The 20551-nt window shown below is 67.8% G+C and carries 15 protein-coding genes and 1 pseudogene; 3 read left to right on the top strand and 13 right to left on the bottom strand.

Features of this window, described 5'->3' with window-relative positions; all coding sequences use genetic code 11:
- Nucleotides 1-67: 67 nt before the first annotated feature.
- The 4 genes and pseudogenes from WKB25_RS18965 to WKB25_RS18950 form a co-directional block, all read right to left on the bottom strand.
- Entirely contained in the window at nt 68-391 is a 324-nt protein-coding gene (locus tag WKB25_RS18965) for an I78 family peptidase inhibitor (protein ID WP_340572356.1), read from the bottom strand.
- A gap of 89 nt (nt 392-480) precedes the next feature.
- Nucleotides 481-1296, bottom strand: a pseudogene (locus tag WKB25_RS18960) (ribonuclease H-like domain-containing protein); the annotation flags it as partial.
- Between the two features lie 200 nt (nt 1297-1496).
- Nucleotides 1497-3986, bottom strand: coding sequence for a DEAD/DEAH box helicase (locus WKB25_RS18955; RefSeq protein WP_340572353.1), 2490 nt, complete (start codon nt 3984-3986; stop codon nt 1497-1499).
- A gap of 83 nt (nt 3987-4069) precedes the next feature.
- Nucleotides 4070-5467, bottom strand: coding sequence for a hypothetical protein (locus WKB25_RS18950; RefSeq protein ID WP_340572351.1), 1398 nt, complete (start codon nt 5465-5467; stop codon nt 4070-4072).
- An 81-nt stretch (nt 5468-5548) separates the two neighbouring features.
- Here WKB25_RS18950 and WKB25_RS18945 point away from each other — a divergent pair, with 81 nt between their 5' ends.
- Together WKB25_RS18945 and WKB25_RS18940 are read left to right on the top strand one after the other, a co-directional pair.
- Nucleotides 5549-6079 (top strand): hypothetical protein, encoded by a 531-nt coding sequence (locus tag WKB25_RS18945; protein ID WP_340572348.1) that lies wholly within the window; start codon nt 5549-5551, stop codon nt 6077-6079.
- Between the two features lie 37 nt (nt 6080-6116).
- A complete protein-coding gene (locus tag WKB25_RS18940; protein ID WP_340572345.1) occupies nt 6117-6791 on the top strand; it encodes a hypothetical protein in 675 nt (224 codons plus the stop codon).
- A 72-nt stretch (nt 6792-6863) separates the two neighbouring features.
- Here the strand turns inward: WKB25_RS18940 and WKB25_RS18935 are convergent, their stop codons facing one another.
- Genes WKB25_RS18935 through WKB25_RS18895 form a run of 9 tightly spaced genes read right to left on the bottom strand, consistent with a single transcriptional unit; the run spans nt 6864 to nt 19203 of the window.
- Entirely contained in the window at nt 6864-8669 is a 1806-nt protein-coding gene (locus WKB25_RS18935) for a hypothetical protein (protein ID WP_340572343.1), read from the bottom strand.
- Nucleotides 8666-10831: a hypothetical protein gene (locus WKB25_RS18930; RefSeq protein ID WP_340572341.1), complete on the bottom strand. Its 2166-nt coding sequence runs from the start codon at nt 10829-10831 to the stop codon at nt 8666-8668. The genes WKB25_RS18935 and WKB25_RS18930 overlap by 4 nt, the downstream gene beginning before the upstream one ends.
- Complete coding sequence (locus WKB25_RS18925; RefSeq protein WP_340572339.1) at nt 10828-11949, bottom strand: BatA domain-containing protein; 1122 nt, start codon at nt 11947-11949, stop codon at nt 10828-10830. The genes WKB25_RS18930 and WKB25_RS18925 overlap by 4 nt, the downstream gene beginning before the upstream one ends.
- Nucleotides 11946-12842, bottom strand: a complete 897-nt coding sequence (locus WKB25_RS18920; RefSeq protein WP_340572337.1) for a DUF58 domain-containing protein — start codon at nt 12840-12842, stop codon at nt 11946-11948. The genes WKB25_RS18925 and WKB25_RS18920 overlap by 4 nt, the downstream gene beginning before the upstream one ends.
- A gap of 7 nt (nt 12843-12849) precedes the next feature.
- Entirely contained in the window at nt 12850-13833 is a 984-nt protein-coding gene (locus tag WKB25_RS18915; protein WP_340572336.1) for a MoxR family ATPase, read from the bottom strand.
- A 13-nt stretch (nt 13834-13846) separates the two neighbouring features.
- Nucleotides 13847-14554, bottom strand: a complete 708-nt coding sequence (locus tag WKB25_RS18910; RefSeq protein ID WP_340572335.1) for a DUF4159 domain-containing protein — start codon at nt 14552-14554, stop codon at nt 13847-13849.
- Nucleotides 14554-15888 (bottom strand): TldD/PmbA family protein, encoded by a 1335-nt coding sequence (locus WKB25_RS18905; protein WP_340572333.1) that lies wholly within the window; start codon nt 15886-15888, stop codon nt 14554-14556. The genes WKB25_RS18910 and WKB25_RS18905 overlap by 1 nt, the downstream gene beginning before the upstream one ends.
- A 21-nt stretch (nt 15889-15909) precedes the next feature.
- Nucleotides 15910-17544, bottom strand: a complete 1635-nt coding sequence (locus tag WKB25_RS18900; protein WP_340572331.1) for a TldD/PmbA family protein — start codon at nt 17542-17544, stop codon at nt 15910-15912.
- Nucleotides 17545-17571: 27 nt separating this feature from the next.
- Nucleotides 17572-19203, bottom strand: a complete 1632-nt coding sequence (locus tag WKB25_RS18895) for a TldD/PmbA family protein (RefSeq protein WP_340572330.1) — start codon at nt 19201-19203, stop codon at nt 17572-17574.
- A 681-nt stretch (nt 19204-19884) separates the two neighbouring features.
- Between WKB25_RS18895 and WKB25_RS18890 the strand changes: the two genes are divergently transcribed.
- The gene (locus WKB25_RS18890; RefSeq protein WP_340572327.1) at nt 19885-20499 is read left to right on the top strand and encodes a DUF938 domain-containing protein; all 615 of its coding nucleotides are present in this window, start codon (nt 19885-19887) and stop codon (nt 20497-20499) included.
- The last annotated feature ends 52 nt before the right edge of the window (nt 20500-20551 follow it).

Here is a 20551-nt window from a genome sequence, read left to right as displayed (position 1 = left end):
CCACATTGCCGGCCGTTGGCCGGCAATGTGGGGGTGCCGGCCAGCGGCCGGCACGACCCCGGGTCGATCAGCCGCAGCTGGCGCGCTCGATGCGGTTCTGCGTGTCCACCTGCACGGTCACGCGGTCCTGGCGGAAGTCCATGGTGACCGCCATCCCCGGTTTGACCACGCGTGCATTGCGCGCGCCACTCTCGGCCACCAGCTTCTTGATCGTCGCTTCATCGGCGGTCTTGCCGGTGAAGGCCTCCAACGCATCGGGCCTGCATTCCTGCGGGCCATCGGACACCTTGGCCGGCAGGCTGCCGGCATCGGCGGAGGTGTTGCCACCGGCATGGCTGCAGGCCGCCAGCGGCAGGATGGCCGCCAGCAGCAACAGGGAGGATCGACGCATGGGACTACTCCTGGGTGACGTTCAGTAGCGGCAGTGTCGCCGGGACGTGTGTCAGCGATGTCAACGCGACCTGAACCCGCCCTTCCCGATCATCCGCTTACCAGCGCCAGCGTCTCCCGTTCGCGCTGCTCTTCCCGCACCAGCCGCTGCAGCAGCAGCGCCAGGGTCACCACGTCCTGGTGGTTGTGGTCGGCCACCCGGCGCAGGTTCACCGCATCGCCGCCGCGCAGGAAACGCAGCCACGCGCCCGGGGCTTCCGAACCGGGCAGATCGTCCTGGCGCACCACGCGCAGCAGTTGCCGCTCGATGGTGGACAGCTTGCAGTTCTCCCACGTGCCGCGATAACGGCGGCGGGTGGGATACAGCAGATCGACGTGGTCCAGTGCAGTGATGGGATCGGCCTGTCGGGCCAGCCGGTAACGCGTCTTCAGCAGTGGTGCGTCGTAGCTGCGGCCGTTGTAGCTGCAGAACACGGTATGCGGCTGCAGCCAGCGGGCGAAGGTGGCCAGCATGGCTTCTTCAGCGGCCATCGTGGAGATCAGCAACTGGCGGATGCGCAGACCCTCGCCGCGCTGCGGGCACACGTGCCAGTCGGCGGCGCCGATCATGAAGGCGCGGGTGCCGGTGCCGCCGGCCAGGCCGGTGGTCTCGGTATCGAAGAACAGCAGGTTGCGCGCCGTCACGTGCTCACCCTCGCGCTTGGCGAAGGCCAGCGACAGCGGCATGGCGGGAATCGGCTGTGGCAGCAGCGACTCGATCAGGAACAGGCCGGGTGCGATCTCGTTGCCGGGCAGCTGGCGGTCCTGCGCGCTGGCACGTGCCGGCGCCGGGCCGCCACGCGAGCGCATGCCGAGCAGGCGATGCAGGCTGCCGACCTCGGGCCGTCGCAGTGCTGACGGCGCAGGCGTGGAGGTGGCCGTGCCGGTCGGCTTGTGGCGGATCTCCTGTTCCACCCAGGCGAACACCGAACGCTCGGTCGGTGGCTGCCGCGCATCGTTGGCGGCCAAGGGGGCCGGTGGCGTGTCCTGCGCCGGCACGGCAGGCGTGGCTGCCTTCGGGTCACCGGCCTGCTTCCGCAGCAGGCGCAGCTTATCCAGGCTCAGGCTCACGGGGCGATCAGCTCCATCGGGTCGCGCGTGCTCACCACTGCGTCGGCGACGTGCTGGCAGGCATCGGCATCGAACAGGTCGAGCACGCGCAGCGCCAAGGCACGCGGCGAGGTTTCATCTTCTTCCTGCGCGGCCAGCACCGGGCCGACGCAGGCCGGGCAACCCGCCCTGCAGTCGCAGCGCTGTACCAGTTCGCGCGCGCGCTGCACCAGCTCGGCCTGGCGCTGCCACAACGGCTCGCTCAGACCAACGCCACCGGGGAAGTTGTCGTACAGGTAGACGGTCGGCACGAACTCCTGCAGCAGTTCCACCGCGCCCGGCTCGCCATCGCTGCCACGCAGCTGGCCGCGGCCGCCCTGGTCGGCAATCGCGATCCAGGTGCCATCGCCGTTGCCCACCGACTTCTGCAGGTCGCGTGCATCGGCCATCACCGCGACGGTGGCAACGATATGCAGCGCATAGGCGGCGCCAAGGAAACCATCCAGTGCGTCCTGCTTGCTGGCGAAGGCGCGCAGCAGCAGCGCCTGCGGCAGCTGCCACCATACTGCGGTGGTGTGCAGTTCCTGGTCGGGCAGGTTGACCGGACCGTAGCCGATGTTCTCGTGGGTGTAGTAGCGGATCTTCTTGTAGCCGGCCACGCGGCGCACCACGTGCACTTCGCCATGGTGCGAATCACCACGGCCGGCCACGCCGCCATCGAAACGGTCCAGCACCTTGAGCTTGGTGAAGTCGATGCTGTCGGTGTAGTAGTCCACGTGGGTGCGGGTGACGTAAGCCTTCCGGCCTTCCCAGTCCAACGTTTCCACCTGGTAGGGGGTGGACTGCACCATGTGGATGGCGCCTTCGTACAGGGTGAGCGCGGCAGCCGAATAGTCGACCTCGGCGATGATCTGCTGGCGGCCATCGCTGCGGTCGACCACCACGAAGTTGCCGTCGGCCACCGCACGCAGGCTGACCGCGTTGGCCGGATAGCTGTCGGCGATCCATTCCCAGCGCTCGCCTTCGCGGTGGATCACCTCGGTTTCGGCCAGTGCTTCCAGGAACACTTCCGGATCGATCGGGCCGAAGCCATCGCCGACCCGGAACGGCAGCTCGAACGCCGCGCAGCGGATGTGATCGAACAGGATCAACGGCTGGTCGGGCGCGATGCGCGCGTGTTCCGGCGACGCTTCGGCGAAGAAGTCCGGATGGCGCACCACGTACTGGTCCAGCGGCTGCGAACTGGCCACCATCACCCCGAGTGCAGGCTGCTGGCGGCGGCCGGCGCGGCCGAAGCGCTGCCAGGTGGCGGCCACGCTGCCCGGATAACCGTTGAGGATCACCACGTCCAGGCTGCCGATGTCCACGCCCAGTTCCAGCGCCGAGGTGCTGACGATGCCGTCGATGTTGCCGGCACGCATCGCGCGCTCGGTCTCGCGGCGCTCGGTGGGCAGGTAGCCACCGCGGTAGGCGCGGATGCGCGGAGGCTTGCGCGGGTCGTGGTCGAAGATGTCCTTCAGGTACTTGGTCAGCACCTCCACCATCAACCGGGTCTGCGCGAACACCAGTGTCTTCAGGCCAGACTTGATCGCGATGCGGGCGATGCGGTTGCTCTGCGAGCGCGCCGAAGCACGCAGGCCCAGGTCCGGGTTGATCACCGGCGGGTTCCACAGCAGCACCTGCTTCGGCCCGCTGGGCGCGCCGGATTCGGTGATGGCGGTGACCGGCGCTTCGATCAGCGCCTCGGCATGCGCCTGCGGGTTGCCGATGGTGGCCGAGCACAGGATGAACTGCGGTTGCACCCCGTAGAACGCGCAGATGCGCTTGAGCCGGCGCAGCACGTTGGTGACATGACTGCCGAACACGCCGCGATAGGTGTGCACTTCGTCGATGACGATATAGCGCAGGTTCTCGAAGAACTGTGCCCACTTGGTGTGATGCGGCAGGATCGCCTGGTGCAGCATGTCCGGGTTGGAGACCACGATGTTGCCATGCAGGCGGATCGCCTGGCGTGCATCACCGGGGGTGTCGCCATCGAAGGTGAAGGCCTTCACCCCGAGGTCGCCGGCGCGGTTGAGCTCCAGCAGTTCGGCCACCTGGTCCTGCGCCAGTGCCTTGGTCGGGAACAGGTACAGCGCCTTGGCCTTGTCCTGCATGGCGGCGCTGACCACCGGCAGGGTGTAGCACAGCGACTTGCCACTGGCAGTGGGGGTGACGATGGCCACGTGTTCGCCGCGCAGGCTGGCGTCCCAGGCCTCCGCCTGATGGCTGTACAGCTGTTCGATACCGCGTGCCTTCAGTGCCGCAGCCAGGGCCGGTGGCACGGAATCGGGAATCGGCGCATAGCGGCCTTCACGGCCGGGAATGACGAAACTGCCGGTGATGCGATCCTGGTAGCGGCGCTGCAGGCGTGCGCTGAGCAGAGCGCCATCGCGGGCGGGCAGGCCATCGCGGGTAGCAAGCTGCTGCTCCGCATCGGCGGTGCGCTTGGCGAGTTCGTAGGCCATGGGAAGAGGATTTTCAGGGGATCACATGGCACCACAGATGAGTCTCAGCATGTGAGACGCCGCGACAGGATGGCGTGAATCATTCAGTGCGTCGGTGGCGTACGTGCGGCCAATGCGGCGCCGCGCCATGCCTGGCACTGCCGGTTCCTTCGCGACCGACGTATGATCTGCATGGAATGCCAGATCCCGGTTGCACCGGTAAGTGGCCACCACACCCCATGCAACAGCGTAAGTGCGTCGGTGGAAGCCTTTGCAGTGGCGCATGTGTTTGATGCAGCCAGCGGTAACTCAACGAACAATCCGCCGAACAGCATCACGCACAGTGTCAACCATAGCCATATCAGGCTCCGGGCCGCGTCCCCCGGGGAGAATCGTGCGCGATCCGCTACCAGCGACCACTCCCGACCGGCGGCAAGTACCAGTCCATCGCTCTTCCTGACTGCCAGTTCGAGATACTGCCCACTGCGGAAGCGCTTGCATGCCAACCACTCCGCAGGCAGCTGCACGCTGTGGTCGCTGCCCAGCAGCCAGTGGGGGGAATGGCTGCTGGGCAGCTGGTTGAGCACGCCGCTGAGCTGCAGAACCGGTTGCGGCACACGTGGGCCACGCTGGCGTGGCCATGCCATCCACACGGCGGTACCGGCCACGGCGCACAGCGGAAGACCCAGGAACAGCCGCGACCACAGCGCGACGTCGATCTGCAGCGCGGGCAGCGCTGCCAGCGCAAGCAGTGCGATGACAATGCCGGGCCAGCGGACGCCATCACCCCGGCGCATCGCTACTTCGGCAGCCGTCTCCAGCCGCTGCCCGCGGACCGTGCACGCAGCAATCGGCCGCGCGATACGCCCTTTGCGTTGCAGTGGTCCCTCAGAGGCGGCCGCATGCTCGGCTTCTTCGGCAGCCACCCGTTGGCGGGCACCGACGATGTGAAATCCATTCAGCCGGACCACCAGAGCCGAGTCGCCACCCAGAACGACCTCTGCGTGATTGTCTGCAGCAACATGCCGCCAGGCATCGAATGGCAGCAGCACGGCGACATCGCCGAGGTAGGCCCGATGGAAGGGGCGGTTGCCGAAACCGGAAGTCCCGTTGAAAGCCCCGGACAGGACGCGGACCTGTGTGTCGTGTTTCCGCCCGCTGAGCGCACGCAACGTCGCCAGTGCAGCGTCTTCATCTTCGGTGAGCAGGCGCAAAGGGGGATTGCGGCGCAGCAGGCGCAGGGCGGCGCGTTCATCCGAAGCCCACTGCATGCAGCAGGTCACCAGCATCGCCAGCAGCACCGCAAGCAGGAGGAGGGTCGCAGCGGGTGACATCATCAGCACCACAGCAGGCGAGAGCGATCGCAGCAGCAGGGCGGTGGAAGGCTCATTGGCGTGAAGGTGCTCAGAGGGGCCTGCAGGCTCATGGCATGCTTCGGTGTGCGCAATGCAAATCATTGCAAGGTGCGTGGCGGCTGCGCGGAACCGTGAGGTCGGGCACAAGCTGAACGCCGGTAGCGCCCCCAACGAAATCTGAAGCCGGCATCCGTATCCTCGACAGCTGGACGCAACTGGCAAGGGCCGATGGCCGTGGCAAAACGCGCAACGCAGGGAGCACTTCTGGCTGGCATGCTGCTGGCGGGTATCGCGCAGGCGCAGCAGATGGCACCGGTGGCCGTTCCCGTGCCCACGCCTGATCCCGTATTGGCACCCACTGCGCCGTCTGCCGCTGATGACGCGCCTGTCGTCATCCCGCCTGCGCAGGGGGACGTCACCACGCTGGGCGAAGTGCGTGCGCTCAAGCCCGAAGACGACCAGCCGCTGGACCTGTACCGCTTCAAGAACCCGTTGAAGGCCGAGAACAACCGCTTCAGCCGCGACTGGAGCGAGCCGCCGTCGCCCGAACAGGTCAGCATGGCCGGTGGCTACATCATGATGGGCGTGGTCAAGGGCGTGATGGCCGCGGGCAGGGGGTTGAACAAGCTCACAGGTGGTCCGGACCAGATTCAGTCGGCCATCGCCCGGCCACCACCGGAGTTGAACGCCGAGCAGCAACGGCGCGCGCTGCAGTTCTGCGCGCAGCAGGATGGTTGCGGCGCACTCCCGGAGAAGTAGGCAGTATCCTGCGGGCCTTCCTTTCGAGGCTGCCTGGATGCTGCGACGTACCCTGTTCCTGCTTGCGACGCTGAGCCCGCTTGCCGCCGCCGCCAGCGAGCTGACCGATGGTGGCTCCTGCCGCAATGGCGCGTTTCCTTCGGAGCAATCGGGCTTTGCCCTGGCCAAGGTGGTCGGTACGCCGCGCCTGTACCTGCTGGGCGACATGGACGGTTGCCCGGCCAAGGGCGAACCCACCTGCCGCCAGCGCAGCTACGTGGTGAGCGGCGATACGGTGGTGACCGGGCGTGATCTTGGCCGCTACCGCTGCGCGTTCTTCCCGAACAAGGTGGGTGGCAGCGCCGGCTGGGTGGATAGCAGCAAGCTGCAGGCGTTGCCGGTACCCGCGCCTGCGCTGCAGGCCTGGTCGGGAGACTGGAAGGACAGTGACAACGGCCTGCGGATCCGCGTGCGCGACGGTCAGCTGCACGTGGAAGGCGATGCCTACTGGCCCTCGGCCAACCCGACGCCGGCCGAACGCCCGGGCGGCCCGAACATCGGCGCGGTGAGTGCGCAGGCGGTGCCGCGTGGCGGCCAGGTCGACTTCGTGGAGGACACCTGCACGGTGCACGCGCAGCTGCTGGGGGACGTGCTGATCGTGGCCGACAACAGCGAGTGCGGCGGCATGAACGTGCGCTTCAACGGTGTGTACCGGCGCGCCGGGAAACGTTGAACGGCACATTCCTTCGATTCACGCATGGCGTCAGTAGATCCACGCCATGCGTGGATGGTGTTCGCGATCCAATCAGCGTCGCCGCTCAAGCCACCACAGCAGCGATGCGCACAGCACGAACGCCAACCACCACGGCCAGCGCGATCCCGGTACGCGCTGGTCCGCTGGCGCGGTAGCCGGTGCGGAAGCAGCCAGACGCTGCGCGGTGGCATCGATCATCGCTTGCCGGTGCAGCGCTGGGGCCTGCTTCGGATCGAACACGTAGCGCCAGTGCGTGCGGTCGCCGTGCTGCAGACGCTGCCAACCGGCCTGGCGCGGCCACCAGCCCGCACATCGCGCTGTGCCGGTACCGCCGTCGACGACCAGCGGCACGCTCTTGCCGTGTGTGTCGAAGGCCTGCAACGGTGCCTTCACGCCGCATAGCGACTGGCGTTCGCCGGCCCAGGCCAGTGCCTGTGGCGACCATGGGCCTTCGGTGCCAGCCTGCGCGCGTGCCAGGGTGGCGAACACCGTGCTCCACAACTCGCCGTGGCGATCCTCGCGACCGGCCAGTACCCAGCGCCAGCTGTCAGTGATCGGCAGCAGGCCGATGCGCCCCTTGCCGACGGCGTGCCAACCGCCGACGGGCTTGCCGTCGCGATCCTGCAGCAGGGGGCGGCTGTCGGCAGCCTGCAGTGCCAGGGACTCCAGCGGCGGCAGCGCCGCCGCGTGGGACGCGCGGTCCGCTTCTTCGCCATCACCGGTGGGCAGGGTGCCGGCGGCAACGGGCCCACGACGTGCCTGCAACATCGTGGCGTCACCCTCGGCGGCCATTGCCGCGACCTGGCTGCTGGCATCGCCCTGCAAAGACAGGCCGAGATCGCGCAGGCGTTGCCGTGCGCTGGCCGATGGCGTGCCGGTACTGCGCACCAGCAGGCCCAGGCCGTCGCGCAGGGCCTGGCGCACGGCCGCCACCTGACCGGCGCCGAGTGCGGCCAGGCTGCGTTCGTCGAGCAGCAGCAGGTCGCTGCGCGCCAGAGTGGCTGCGTCCAACGCCACGCTGCCATCGCCCAGGCTGAGACCTGCGCCGGTCTCGGCCTGTACCTGCACGCGGATGCCGGCATCGGTGGCCCAGCGGCGCAGGTACTTCAGTTCGGCGCCCGGTGCAGCAGCGCGCACCAGCAGGCGCAGCGGAGCGGCAGCCAGTGTCTGCTGCGGCACCGGCACAGTGTCGGCCACATGGCCCTGCGCATCCAGCAGACGCAGCTGGAACACGCTACGGCCTTCGGCGCGGGCGATGCCGCTGAGCTGTACACGGCCATCGGCCGCCAGTGGTGCACGATCAACCACCGCGCCAGCCGGGTCCAGCAGTTCGGCCTGCGCGCGTTGCACGCCGCGTGCCTGTGCGTGCACATCGAAGCGTGCGCCGGGAGCTGCGTCCGCAGGCGGCTGCAGAGCGATCCACCCATTGAGTGCAGGCGCTGCCTGCCAGCGCGTAGCGGTGGGCAGTGCGGTATCGCGATCACGCGCGGCCAGGCCGGCACCGACCAGGATCATCGTGGAAGACGGATAACGGCGCAATGCGGTGGCCAGGTCCGGAACGCGCGCTGCACCCGCCACGTCCGTTGCTTCCGGCAGCAGCACCCGGGTGGCGCCGGCCGGCAGTGCACCCGCCTTGTCGGCCTCGGCGCCAATCACCACCAGGCCGGTCGAGGCAGCGCGTTGTGATGGCGGCAGCAGGCAGACGTACAGCAGCGTAGCGGCGGCGGCCTGCAGCGTGAGTACGGCGATCAGATGGCGGCGACCCCGCGTCGGCGAACGCAGCTGGCGCGCACTGGCGACGAGCACGATCAGCCCCAGCACGAGCGCGATCCACACGTTCACTGCCGATGTGCTCATGGCTGCGCCTCCAGCGCGTCGAGGTAGCGCTGCCCCATGGCATCGGCTGCACTGCGTCGCATCACCTGCGGCAGTGGCCGCTGCAGTGCGCGCCACAGCTGCGCACGCAGGCGCTGCCGGCACTCGGTGCAGCCGGGTTCGATGCGCAGTTGCTCGATGGCGGCAGCCAGGTCCAGTGCGTCGGGCAGGAAGGCGCTGTTGCGTTGCTGCCAGGCGGACAGCATGTCCAGGTCGGGCGTGCTGGCATCGTCGCCCAATCGCTGCCAGGCCTCGACGACGGCCGGGTCCGGGGGCGTGCGCGCGGCCAGCGGCAGCTCGCGGTTGGCCAACCCGGCACGGTCGCCGCTCAGGCGTCGGCCCTCGTCGATCGGCGGCAGCTCCGGGCCGACGCGGGCCAGGTAGATGCGCTCGGCCTGCTGCACCTGCTTGATGAATGCCAGCGCTTTGTAGGCAAACGGCAGGGCCTGCTCGGGGCGCCCCTGGCGCAGCTCGCCTTCGGCCGACCACATCTGGTCCAGTGCTGCCTTCAGCGTGGCGCGCGTCTGCGGGTCAAGCAGCGTCGCCGCCTCGGCGTGGTCGTGGGTATGCCCGTACTCGGACAGCACGTCGGTGGCGCTGCCGAACACCGGCGGCGTGTCGCTGCCGCTGGCGGCGCCGCCATGGTCGTGGCCGTGCTCGTCATGTGCGCCTGCCTGCGCCTCGTGATCGTGGTCATGGTCGTCATCGTGCGCGTCGGCCGCGGGCGTATCGCTGGTGGGCAGGTCGCTGGTCGGCGGCGGCTTCGGCGCGCCCTCGCTTTCCTCGCCCAGGAACTGGCCGTAGCGCAGGCGCAGGATGCGCTGGTCGACGCCGATGGCATCGCTGCGCTTGACGAAAGTATCGGCGGCCAGGCCCCGGCGTTCGCGGATCAACGCCTCGGCATCGATGATGATCTGCCGCTGGCTGCGGAAGTACGCAGGCAGGGTCTTCTTGATGCGGCCTTCCAGTTCGGCACCGAGCACCGCTTCGGTGCTGGGCAGGCGCAGGATCACACTGCTGCTGCGGCCGAGCTGTGCAGTCGGCGTGTGGTTGTCGCGCACTTCCAGCTGGGCGATCACATCGTTGCCGGGCTGTGCGCCAAGCGCGGCCAGGTCAAGGGTGTGGGCAAAGCGTCGTGCGGTCGACTCGCCATTGCCGTTGAGGGTCACGCTGCGCCGGACGAAGGTGATGTTCTCGCCGCTGCCCTGGGTGGTAGTGATCGACAGCGCCGCCTGCGGGCTGACGCCATGATCGTCGCTGGCCTCGAAGCGCAGCGCCCACTGCCGCTGCCCGGGTGTGCCAAGCACCAGGCTGGCAGCAGGGGCGATCACGCGCACCGTGGGCGCACGGTCGGCCACAACGTCGAGCCGATGCAGGCGGGTGTCTGCCAGCGCCGGTTCGCTGACCACGCGATACAGCAGCGGCGTGCGCGCCATGTCCTGCGCTTGCCATTCACCGTCGTGCTCGCGCAATGGCAGGCGACGGCCGTCGTGGAATTGCAGCCAGGCCCTGCGGGGCGCACGGTCAAAGCGCAGCGACCAGGACAGGCGACTGTCGGCGGCGACCTTCGCGTCGAGCGCGTTCTGCGTACGCGTGGGTTGGCCGGTGTAGGTCGGTGCATCGATGCGCAGGCGGGTGGACTGCAGGCGCAGCGGACCGGGTTTTGCGTTGCTTTGCGGTGGCGCAAGGGCGGCAGTGCGCGGTACCGTGTTGTGCGGCCAGCCCAGCGCCAGCCCAGCGACGGCGATGCCGCCGATCCAGCACAGCACCACTGCCCTGCGCGGCCAACGTGGTCGCAACTCGGGGAGGTTGCGGTCAAGCGCCGCCAGCACGTGCGTGCGCTGGCGCTGCTGTAGTGGATTGAGCGTGCCGGCGTCGGCGAACAGCAGGTCGGCGCTGTCCTCGCTGGCGCCACTGGCATCCAGCTTGCGCTGCAGCCAGCGCCGGTCCAGCTGCCGGGCGCGCGTGGTTGCCACGGCCGCAGTGAGGAGCAGGGCCACGGTCGCCACGACGCAGGCGATATCGAAACCCGACAGGCGCAGCGCCAGTGCCGCCGCTGCCAACGCCCATGGCAGGCCCAGCAGCAGAGTTATCGCGGCGCGGCGCCGGCGTGCGCGCTGCCATGCCTGTTGCAGCGTCTTCATGGTGCAGCCCTGCGTCGCGCGCTGCTCGCCATCCAGCGCTCAAGCGCGAACAGCAGCACGATCATCAACAGCAGCCAGGAGGTTGGTTCACGCAGGGGTGGCGTTGCCGCTGGCAGCGTCGCGCGACGTGGCGCCTGGTCCTGCGCATCACCCAGGTGCGGGGTCGATGGCGGTTGCAGGGCCTGCAGCAGGTCGCGGGGCAGGCGGTCATCGCGGAGTGCACTGTTGCGGGCCGCGTTCCATTCGCCGCGCAGATGCAGCAGGCGGCCTTGGCCGATGCGTTGCTGCCATAGCAGCGGTGCATTGTCTGCATCACGCAGCAGGACGGCTGCACCCGCGGGCGGCTTGGTGGCGGTCAGCACCGTGCCGCCCTGCTGCAGCCAGCTCTGCCAGGTGCCAGGCAGTACATCGGTGCCGGTCCACACGCCGATCTCGCCGCGACCCGGCAACGCATCGTTTGCCAAGGGCGCCGCCAGTGGTTGCGTGCTCCATGCGCGCTGCAACGCGCCCAGCCATTGCCGCGCTGCCGCCGGCGCATCGCTGCGCGTACGCAGGCGTGGTGCTATGGAGGCTTGCGCTGGCGCGGTGACGGCCAGTGTGTGCAGCTGCCACTGCACCTCGCGCGACAACTGCAGGCGGGCGCCATCAAGGCCGGGCAAGGGATCGGGTACATGTACGGTCAGCGCGGTGCCGGCGGGCAGCTGCGCATCCAGCTCGCGCAGCAGGCTGGGCAGGGAGGCAGCGTCCACCGGCGTGGGCTGGTCGATGGGCGGGAAGCCCGGCGCCAGCCAATGCCAGTTGCGTGCATCGGCGCTGCCGCGCAGTGCGGTCGCGTCCAGGCCCGGTGCCACCACCGTCCACGCCGCTGGCACCGGTGCAGGCCCGGTCAGCGCCGGGCGCGCCAGCAGCAGGGCCAGTGCGGCCAGCAACAGCAGGCGCACCAGCAACAGCGGCCAATCATCGAAGCGGATGCGTTGGCGCGGTCGCATCTGGGCGCGCAGCCAGCGCAGCGCGGCGAAATCCAGCGGCGTATAGGGATGACGACGGGCGAGGTGGATCAGCAGTGGCAACAGCCATGCGGCCAGCGCGGCCAGGCCCAGCGGAAACAGCAGACTCATGCGCCGGCCCTGCGGCCGAACAGCGCCTGCAGCGGTTGGTCCAGCGGCTGGTCGAGCCAACCGGTGGCGGTGGCGATGCCACTGGACTGCAACCGCGCCCGCAGCGCGGCATGGGCCTCGGCGAAGCGCTGCAGGTAATCAGCGCGGATCGCGGCGCCATCGCCGAGCAGTTCCTCGCCCGTTTCCGGGTCGCGGAAACGATGGCCTGCGTCGAACGGGAAATCGCGCTCGTCGGCGGTCAGCACCTGCAGCAGCATCACCTCGCGGCGCGCGCTGGCCAGCTGCTCCAGCAGCACGATGCCCGCGTCATCGAAGCCATCGCCGATGGCCAGCAGCAGATCGCCGGGGCGAACGCGCTCCCACAATGGCCGCAGGCGCTCGGCGGCCGGCCATCCGCCACGCGCCTGCAGGGCCTGCAGGTGCAGGTGCACGCGGTCGCGCTGGCGCGCGCCATGTGCGGCCGGCACCAGCTGCAGGCCTTCGCCATCGATGGCCAGCAGGCCGAAGCGATCACCCTGCTGCAGCGCCAGCTCGACCACGCAGGCCGCCAGCTGCCGCATGTGGTCCAGGCGGCTGCGTCCAGGTGCCGCGCGGTCGGCTTGGCCAGCCGAGGCGGTGGCATCAAGCAGCAGCCAGACCGTGATGGGGCTTTCGCGCTCGGATTCACGCACGAAGAAGCGGTCCGAGCGCGCGTACAGCTTCCAGTCGATCTGGCGTAGTTCGTCACCGGGTTCGTAGGCGCGGTACTGGGCGAATTCCAGGCCGGCACCGCGGCTGCGGCTGGCATGTTGACCGATGCCGCTCGCGCCGCTGGCCAGGCGTGGCCACAGCCGCAGCGCACGCAAGCGCGCACGCAGGTCGGGTGGCAGCAGCAGTGGCGTGCCGGCGGTCACCAGTGGATCAACCCGGGAATGGAACGGCCTGCAGCAGTGCGGCGACCACATCGTCAGCCCGCTTCTGCTCGGCCTCGGCGGCAAAGGACAACAGCAGGCGATGACGCATCACTGGTGCGGCCAGCGCCTGCACATCCTCGCGGGTGGCGGCGAAACGTCCCTGCAGCAGTGCGCGCGCCTTGGCGGCCAGCACCAGCGACTGCCCGGCACGCGGGCCCGCACCCCATTTCACCCACTGGTTGATCGCCGCCGGTGCGCCCCCGCCGGGACGGCTGGCGCGGACCAGGCGGGTGATCCAGGCCAGCACGTCGGGGCTGACATGCACCTGGCGCACCGCCGCCTGCAGCGCGATCACCGCTTCGGCATCCATCACCTTCGGCACGCTTCCAGCGACACTACCGGTGGTCTGTTCCAGGATCTGCCGCTCTTCTTCTTCGCTGGGGTAATCAACCAGCACGTGCAGCAGGAAGCGGTCCAGCTGTGCTTCGGGCAAGGGATAGGTACCGGCCTGTTCGATCGGATTCTGCGTGGCCAGCACGAAGAACGGCGCCGGCAACGTGTAGGTCGTGCCGGCGTAGCTGACCGTGCGTTCCTGCATCGCTTCCAGCAGCGCCGCCTGGGTCTTGGGCGGGGTGCGGTTGAGCTCGTCGGCCAGCAGCAGGTTGGTGAAGATCGGGCCCTGCTGGAAGCGGAAATGGCGATGGCCGGTACCGTGATCTTCTTCCAGCAGTTCGGTGCCGAGGATATCGCTGGGCATCAGGTCCGGGGTGAACTGCACGCGCCGGAACTGCAGTTCCAGTGCCTGCCCCAGCGAGCGAACCAGCAGGGTCTTGCCCAGCCCCGGCGCGCCTTCCAGCAGGCAGTGGCCACCGGCCAGCAGGCCGATCAGCAGCTGCTCGACCACCGTGTGCTGGCCGACCACGGCGTGGGCGAGCGCAGCACGCAGATCGTGCAGGCGCGGCAGCAGGGAATCGAGGTCGGGGGAGGTCATGGGCGTGGTCCGTTCAATTGTTCAATGCGTACATCACGATGTTGACGCCGAAGCGGGTGTTGTCTTCGGCCAGGAAACGCTTGTTGCGCCAGTCGTAGTCCCACTCGCAGCCGTAGTCCTTGTTGCTGTAGAGCACACCCAGCCGGCCCTCGACGTCGATGCCTTTCAGGTAGTCGTGCACCAGGTCATCGCCCCAGCCGTTGAGCTCGAAGCTGGTCGCTGGCGGGCCGTCGGGGAAGCGGAAGAAGCTGCGGTACAGCGCGTGGCTGTTGGGTAGCTTCTGCAGCGCCTTCGGCCCGAACAGCCGGCCCATCTGCGCCTCGAACGAGGTGGCAAACAGGCCATCGATATCGTGGTTGCAGTCGTCGACGAAGACGAAGCCCCCGTTGCGCACGTAGCGCACGAAGTTCTGCCGTTCGGCGGCGTTGAACTCGACCAGGGTGTGCCCGGCCAGGTAGCAGAACGGCGCTTCCAGCATGCGTGGGTCGGCCAGGGCCACCACGCGTTCCTGCGGGTCCACACGCAAAGAGGTGTAGTCGATCAGCGAGGTGATCAGGTTGGACGGCATGCGCGCATCCACGTCCCAGTCGCCGGAGTCGTACTGCAGGCGGGTGAACCAGAAGTCGTAGCGCGAACTGCGCGGGCCTGCCTGCGCCCAAGCCGGCAGCGCCGCCGCCGAAGCGGCAGTGGCCAACCAGCGCAGGCAGGCCCGACGATCCATCAGACCGCGTCGGACAACGACGTAAAGGTGAAATCGCGCAGCTTCATCGGCGGAATCATCATCACGAAGCTGGACTCGTCACCGGCCACGCGCACCGGCTTGCCCAGCTCTTCGATGTTGTTGAGCATGATCACCGGCGATTCGTTGAAGCGGAAGTTCTTCACCGGGTGCTTGATCTGCCCGTTCTCGATGTAGAAGGTGCCATCGCGGGTCAGGCCGGTCAGCAGCACGGTCTGCGGATCGACCATGCGGATGTACCAGGTGCGGGTGACCAGGATGCCCTTCTGGGTGCCGCGCACCAGCTCGGCGGTGTTCTTGTCGCCACCGCTCATCAGCAGGTTGCCGGGCGTGGCCTTGGCGGTCTTGCCCTGCTTCTGCGCCCAGAAGCGCGAATAGTCGAGGTTGGCGACCTTGCCGTTCTCGATGATGGCGATGCGCTCGCGCGGCATGCCCTCGTTGTCCCACGGCAGCACCGGCGCATCCGGATGCCACGGGTCGGCATGCATGTTCACGCGCGGATCGTAGACCTGCTCGCCCAGCTTGTTGCCGCCGCCCTTTTTGGACAGGAAGCTGCGGCCTTCATCGGCCGAGCGTGCGCTGAAGAAGTTCATCATGAAGCTGATCAGGCCCGCGGCCGCCGCCGGCTCCAGGATCACCGTGTACTTGCCGGGTTCCAGCGCTTTGGCTTCCTGCGACTCGGTGGCCTTGCGCATCGCGATGCGGATATCCTGGTCGGCCTTGAAGTCGGCCGCGTCCTTCAGGTTGCGACCCACCCAGCCCGAACCACGGCCGTCTTCGGTGCGCACGGTGCAGGTGTAGTCGAAGTTGGTGGTGCGCTGGTAGCCGAAGTTGCCGTTGCTGTTGGCCGTAGCGTAGAAGCCCTGGCCGTCTTCGAGGAAGCCTGCAGCGATCAGCCCGTTGCCACGGCACGGCGCGATCGAATCGGCGGCGACCTTGGCACGGAAGGCGGGATCGATGGCGGCAGTGGATTCGCTGAAGGTCGGGCTGGCGCGATAGCTCTGCTTGCCGATGGCCGGCATGAACTCCGGGTTTTCCGGGGCAAGGCGGGCCAGGTCTTCGGCGCGGCGGACCACGCGCTGCAGCGCGGCGTCGTCGAACTCGTTGATCGAGGCGGTGCCGACGCGCTTGCCGAAGGCCACGGTGACGGCCAGTTCGGTGTTGTCGACGATGCCGCTGGTGGACACATTGTTCAGGGCGAAACGGATGTTGCCGTTGATCGACCCTGCCAGTACGGCGGTGCACTCATCGGCCTTGGACAGGGCGATGACCTTGTCGAGGATGGCCTTGGCCTGGGCTTCGGTGAAGATACTCATGGTGTAAGGGCTCCTGACCGGTCAGCCGAGGCTGCGTGCGGTGTTGATGACATTGATGCCGTTGAAGCGCGCGGTCGAAGACCCGTGCGAGACCGCCGAGACCTGGCCGGGCTGGCCCTTGCCGTCGAAGAACGAACCGCCCAGGCGGTAGTCGCGCTCGTCGGCGACGGCGCTGCAGGCGTTCCAGAATTCCGGTGTACGGATCTGGTAGGCCACGTCTTCAAGCATGCGGGTGATCTTTCCGTTCTTGATTTCGTAGAACAGCTGGCCGCCGAACTGCGCGTTGTAGCGCTGCTGGTCGATCGAGAACGAACCGTCACCGATGATGTAGATGCCGTTCTCCACGTCCTTGATCATGTCCGACACGCTCAACGGCGCCTTGCCCGGCGCCATCGACACGTTGGCCATGCGCTGGAACTGCACGCTGGACCAGGAGTCGGCGTAGCAGCAGCCATCGGATTCGGTCTTGCCGAGGATGTGGGCCTGGTCGCGGATGGTCTGGTAGTCGACCAGCTTGCCGTTGCTGATCAGGTCCCAGCGCTTGCACTTCACGCCTTCATCGTCGTACGCCACCGCGCCGAGGCTGCCCGGCTGGGTCTTGTCGGCGAAGATGTTCACGTGTTCGCTGCCGTACTGGAAACGCTGCTCGCGCTTGTCCAGGGTGGCGAAGCTGGTACCGGCATAGTTGGCTTCGTAGCCGAGCACGCGGTCCAGTTCCAGCGGGTGGCCGATCGACTCGTGGATGGTCAGCCAGGTGTGCGACGGATCAAGGATCAGGTCGTACTTGCCGGGCTTCACCGACGGCGCCTTCAGCTTCTCCTGCGCCTGCTTGGCCGCTGCGATGGCGTCTTCCTTCATGTCGTAGGAGGAGCCGTAGTTGACCACGCCATTGGGCGTCAGCACCTTGCCGGCAGCAGCGCCATCCAGGTACTCGTAGCCCAGGCCCATCGGTGCGGACAGGCCTTCGCGGGTGCGGAACTTGCCGCTGGCCTTGTCGATGGCGGTGATCGTCATCGGTGCCCAGATGCGGTGCACGTCCTGGTCGATGTACGAGCCGTCGGTGGAGGCGAAGTACTTCTGCTCGTTCACCAGGAACAGCATCGAATTGACGAAGCTGGCGCCAGCGCCCATCGCCGCGGCGTTGACGTCCAGCAGCAGGTCGACCTTCTCCTTGATCGGTACCTCCATCGCATTCTTGCGGATCGGCGTCTTCCAGCTGACCTCGCCCACGCCCGGCGCCTTGGCCAGCTGCACTGGCGCGGTCTGCACGCCCGCGTTGGCCTTGGCGATTGCCGCCGCCTGCTGCGCGGCACGGGCCACGTCCGCGGTGCTGAGCGCATTGGTGGCGGCAAAGCCCCAGGCGCCGTTGACGATCACGCGGATGCCGACACCGGTGGACTCGGTGTTGACCACGTTCTGCACCTTGTCTTCGCGGGTGATCACGAACTGCCGCAGGTAGCGGCCGATGCGCACGTCGCAGTAGGTGGCGCCGGCGCTGCGCGCGGCCTGCAGGGCGGCGTCGGCCAGGCGCTTCTTCAGCGCAGGGTCGAGGCTGGACTGCAGTTGCTCGGCGGCGATCGCCTTGCCGAAGAACGACGGCACGATCAGGCCGCCAGCGGTAAGCCCGGTCAGGGCCAGGAAGTCACGTCTGTGCAAGGCTGCTCTCCATGAAGGACGGGTGGCTCAAGCGCCGAGACTGCGCGCGGTGTTGATGATGTTGATGCCGTTGAAACGGGTGGTGGACGAACCGTGCGAGACCGCCGACACCTGGCCGGGTTGGCCCTTGCCGTCGAAGAACGAACCGCCGAGGCGGAAGTCGCGTTCATCGCAGATGGCGCTGCAGGCGTTCCAGAACTCCGGCGTGCGGATCTGGTAGGCCGCATCCTCGACCATGCCGGTGATCTTTCCGTTCTTGATCTGGTAGTACAGCTGGCCGCCGAACTGCGCGTTGTAGCGCTGCTGGTCGATGGAATAGGAGCCACGGCCGTGGATGTAGATGCCGTTCTCCACGTCCTTGACCATGTCCTCGACGCTCAGCGGCGCCTTGCCCGGGGCCAGCGAGACATTGGCCATGCGCTGGAACTGCACGCTGGACCACGAGTCGGCATAGCTGCAGCCATGCGAGGCGTCGCGGCCGAGGATGTGCGCCTCATCGCGGGTGGCCTGGTAATCGACCAGGATGCCGTCGCGCACCAGGTCCCAGCGCTGGGTCTTCACCCCTTCGTCGTCGTAGCCGACCGCACCAAGGCTGCCCGGCTGGGTCTTGTCGGCGAAGAAGGTGACGATGTCGCTGCCCCAGCGGAAACCGGCATCGCGCTTGTCCAGGGTGGCGAAGCTGGTGCCGGCGTAGTTGGCTTCGTAGCCGAGCACGCGGTCCAGCTCCAGCGGATGGCCCACGTTTTCGTGGATGGTGAGGAACAGGTTGGACGGATCCAGTACCAGATCGTACTTGCCGGGTTTCACCGAGGGCGCCTTCAGCTTCTCGCGCGCCTGATGGGCGGCGGCAATGGCGTCTTCGACCGGGTCATAGGAATCACGGTACGCAGTGATGCCGCCGGGCAGCTGCACCTTGCCGCTGGCATCACCATCGAGGAACTCGTAGCCCATGCCCATCGGCGAGGACAGGCCGGCGCGGGTGCGGAACTTGCCGCTGGCCTTGTCGATGGCGGTGGCAGTGAACGGCAGCCAGATGCGGTGGATGTCCTGGTCGATGAACGAGCCGTCGCTGGAGGCGAAGTACTTCTGCTCGTTGACCAGGAACAGGGTGGAATTGATGTAGTCGGCACCCGCATTCAGCGCGGCCGCATTGAGCGCCAGCAGCAGCTCGACCTTGTCCTGGATCGGCACTTCCATCGCATTGCGGCGGATCGGCGTCTGCCAACGCACCTCGCCCACCGCCGGGGTGGGCGCCAGCTGCACCGGCCGGGTCTGGATGCTGGCATTGGCGCGGGCGATGGCCGTGGCCTGCTCGACGGCGGTGCGCACCGCCGCTTCGGTCTGCTGGTGGGTGGCGGCGAACCCCCAGGCACCGTTGACGATCACCCGCACGCCCACACCGGACGATTCGCGGTTGGTCACGTTGCCGACCTGGTGTTCGCGGGTGATCACTGACTGGTTGAGGTAGCGGCCGATGCGCACGTCGCAGTAGCTGGCCTTGGCCGCGCGTGCGGCGCCAAGGGCGACCTCGGCCAGGCGTCGGCGCTTGGCCGGGTCGACCGGAGCCAGCAGCTGCTCGGCGGCGATCAGCCGCGAATGCGGCAGGACCAGGCCCGCCAGGCCCAGACCGGAAAATGCCAGGAACTCACGTCGTTGCACTGCGTCTCTCTCTCACTTCCGTGCGGCCGGCAAAGGACCGATCCGATCACGTCAACTCCTCGACTTTCGCCAGCGGCGGGCATTCGGGCAAGTGACTGCAGTCATGGTAGGGGTGGGTTTCGGCAGGGCTTGCAGCCCTGCACCTGCTTCAAGCCAGGGCAACGTCAACGTCAAAAGCGGGCTATCTGTGCGTGGGCGGGGCGGTGTCGGAGTGCGGGGACGCCGTGAATCCGTCCATGGAGGCTTGGCAGCCGCATCCATGCGGCTGACACCCCGCACTCCGACACCGCCCTACCCCTGACAGATCTCCGCGGCTGTTGGTAGGTGTCGACCTTGGTCGACACATCTGTCAGGTATCGAAATAAATCTGGGGTCAGATCCGTTTTCCGCAGGAAAACGGATCTGACCCCAAAAGCCGTTCCAGCAGATCGCAGAAAACTGTCGAAGGCGGGGTGGGTCCGGTTGCGGGGGTGTAAGCGCCATGGATGGCGCGCCCAAGCCTCCATGGACGGATTCACGGCGTCCCCCGCCACCGGACCCACCCCGCCACCCCGCAGGAAGCCAGCTTCTGCTGTTGCTGTTGCCGTTGCCGTTGCCTCTGCAGGTGCAGGTGCAGGGCGCAGCCCTGCTCATTACCCCCCTCGTGCACAATGAGGCCGACCCTGCCTGGACGCCGTCTCGATGTCGAGCAAGCCGTATTCAGAAGCCTGCGAACGTAACCGCGAACCGATCGCCGCTGCGCTCGACCCGTGGATGGGCGACCGCCACCGGGTGCTGGAGATCGGTAGCGGCACCGGCCAGCATGCGGTCTTCTTCGCCGAGCGCTGGCCATGGCTGCGCTGGCAGCCCAGCGACCATCCTGATCATCTGCCCGGCATCGAGGCCTGGCGCGCGGAGGCTGCGCTGCTGAACCTGCTGCCGCCGGTGGCGCTTCAGGTCGAGCTGCCGCCTGCCACCGGCCTGAGCCTGCCGGAAGGCAGCACGTTCGATGTCGCGTTCAGTGCCAACACCCTGCACATCATGAGCTGGGAACACGTGCAGGCCCTGTTTGCCGCACTGCCGCCACTGCTGCGCCACGGCGCGCTGCTGGCGGTGTATGGCCCCTTCAATTACGGCGGCCGTTACAGCAGTGACAGCAACGCGCAGTTCGATGCGTGGTTGAAGGCGCGTGATCCGCGCAGCGGCATCCGCGATATCGAGGCGATGCAGGCGCTGGCGGCCGACAACGGGTTTACCCGCCTGGGCGACGTGGCGATGCCGGCCAACAACCGGCTGCTTCTGTGGCGGTTGGGATGAACCACCGGTAGTGCCAGCCGCTGGTCGGCAACACATTGTCCGGGAAGTGCAG

The organism is Stenotrophomonas sp. G106K1, assembly GCF_037969685.1.
In the GTDB taxonomy this organism is placed as follows: domain Bacteria; phylum Pseudomonadota; class Gammaproteobacteria; order Xanthomonadales; family Xanthomonadaceae; genus Stenotrophomonas; species Stenotrophomonas lactitubi.
Note: the sequence above shows the minus strand (reverse complement) of the source record. Positions and strands in the feature narration are given on the sequence as shown.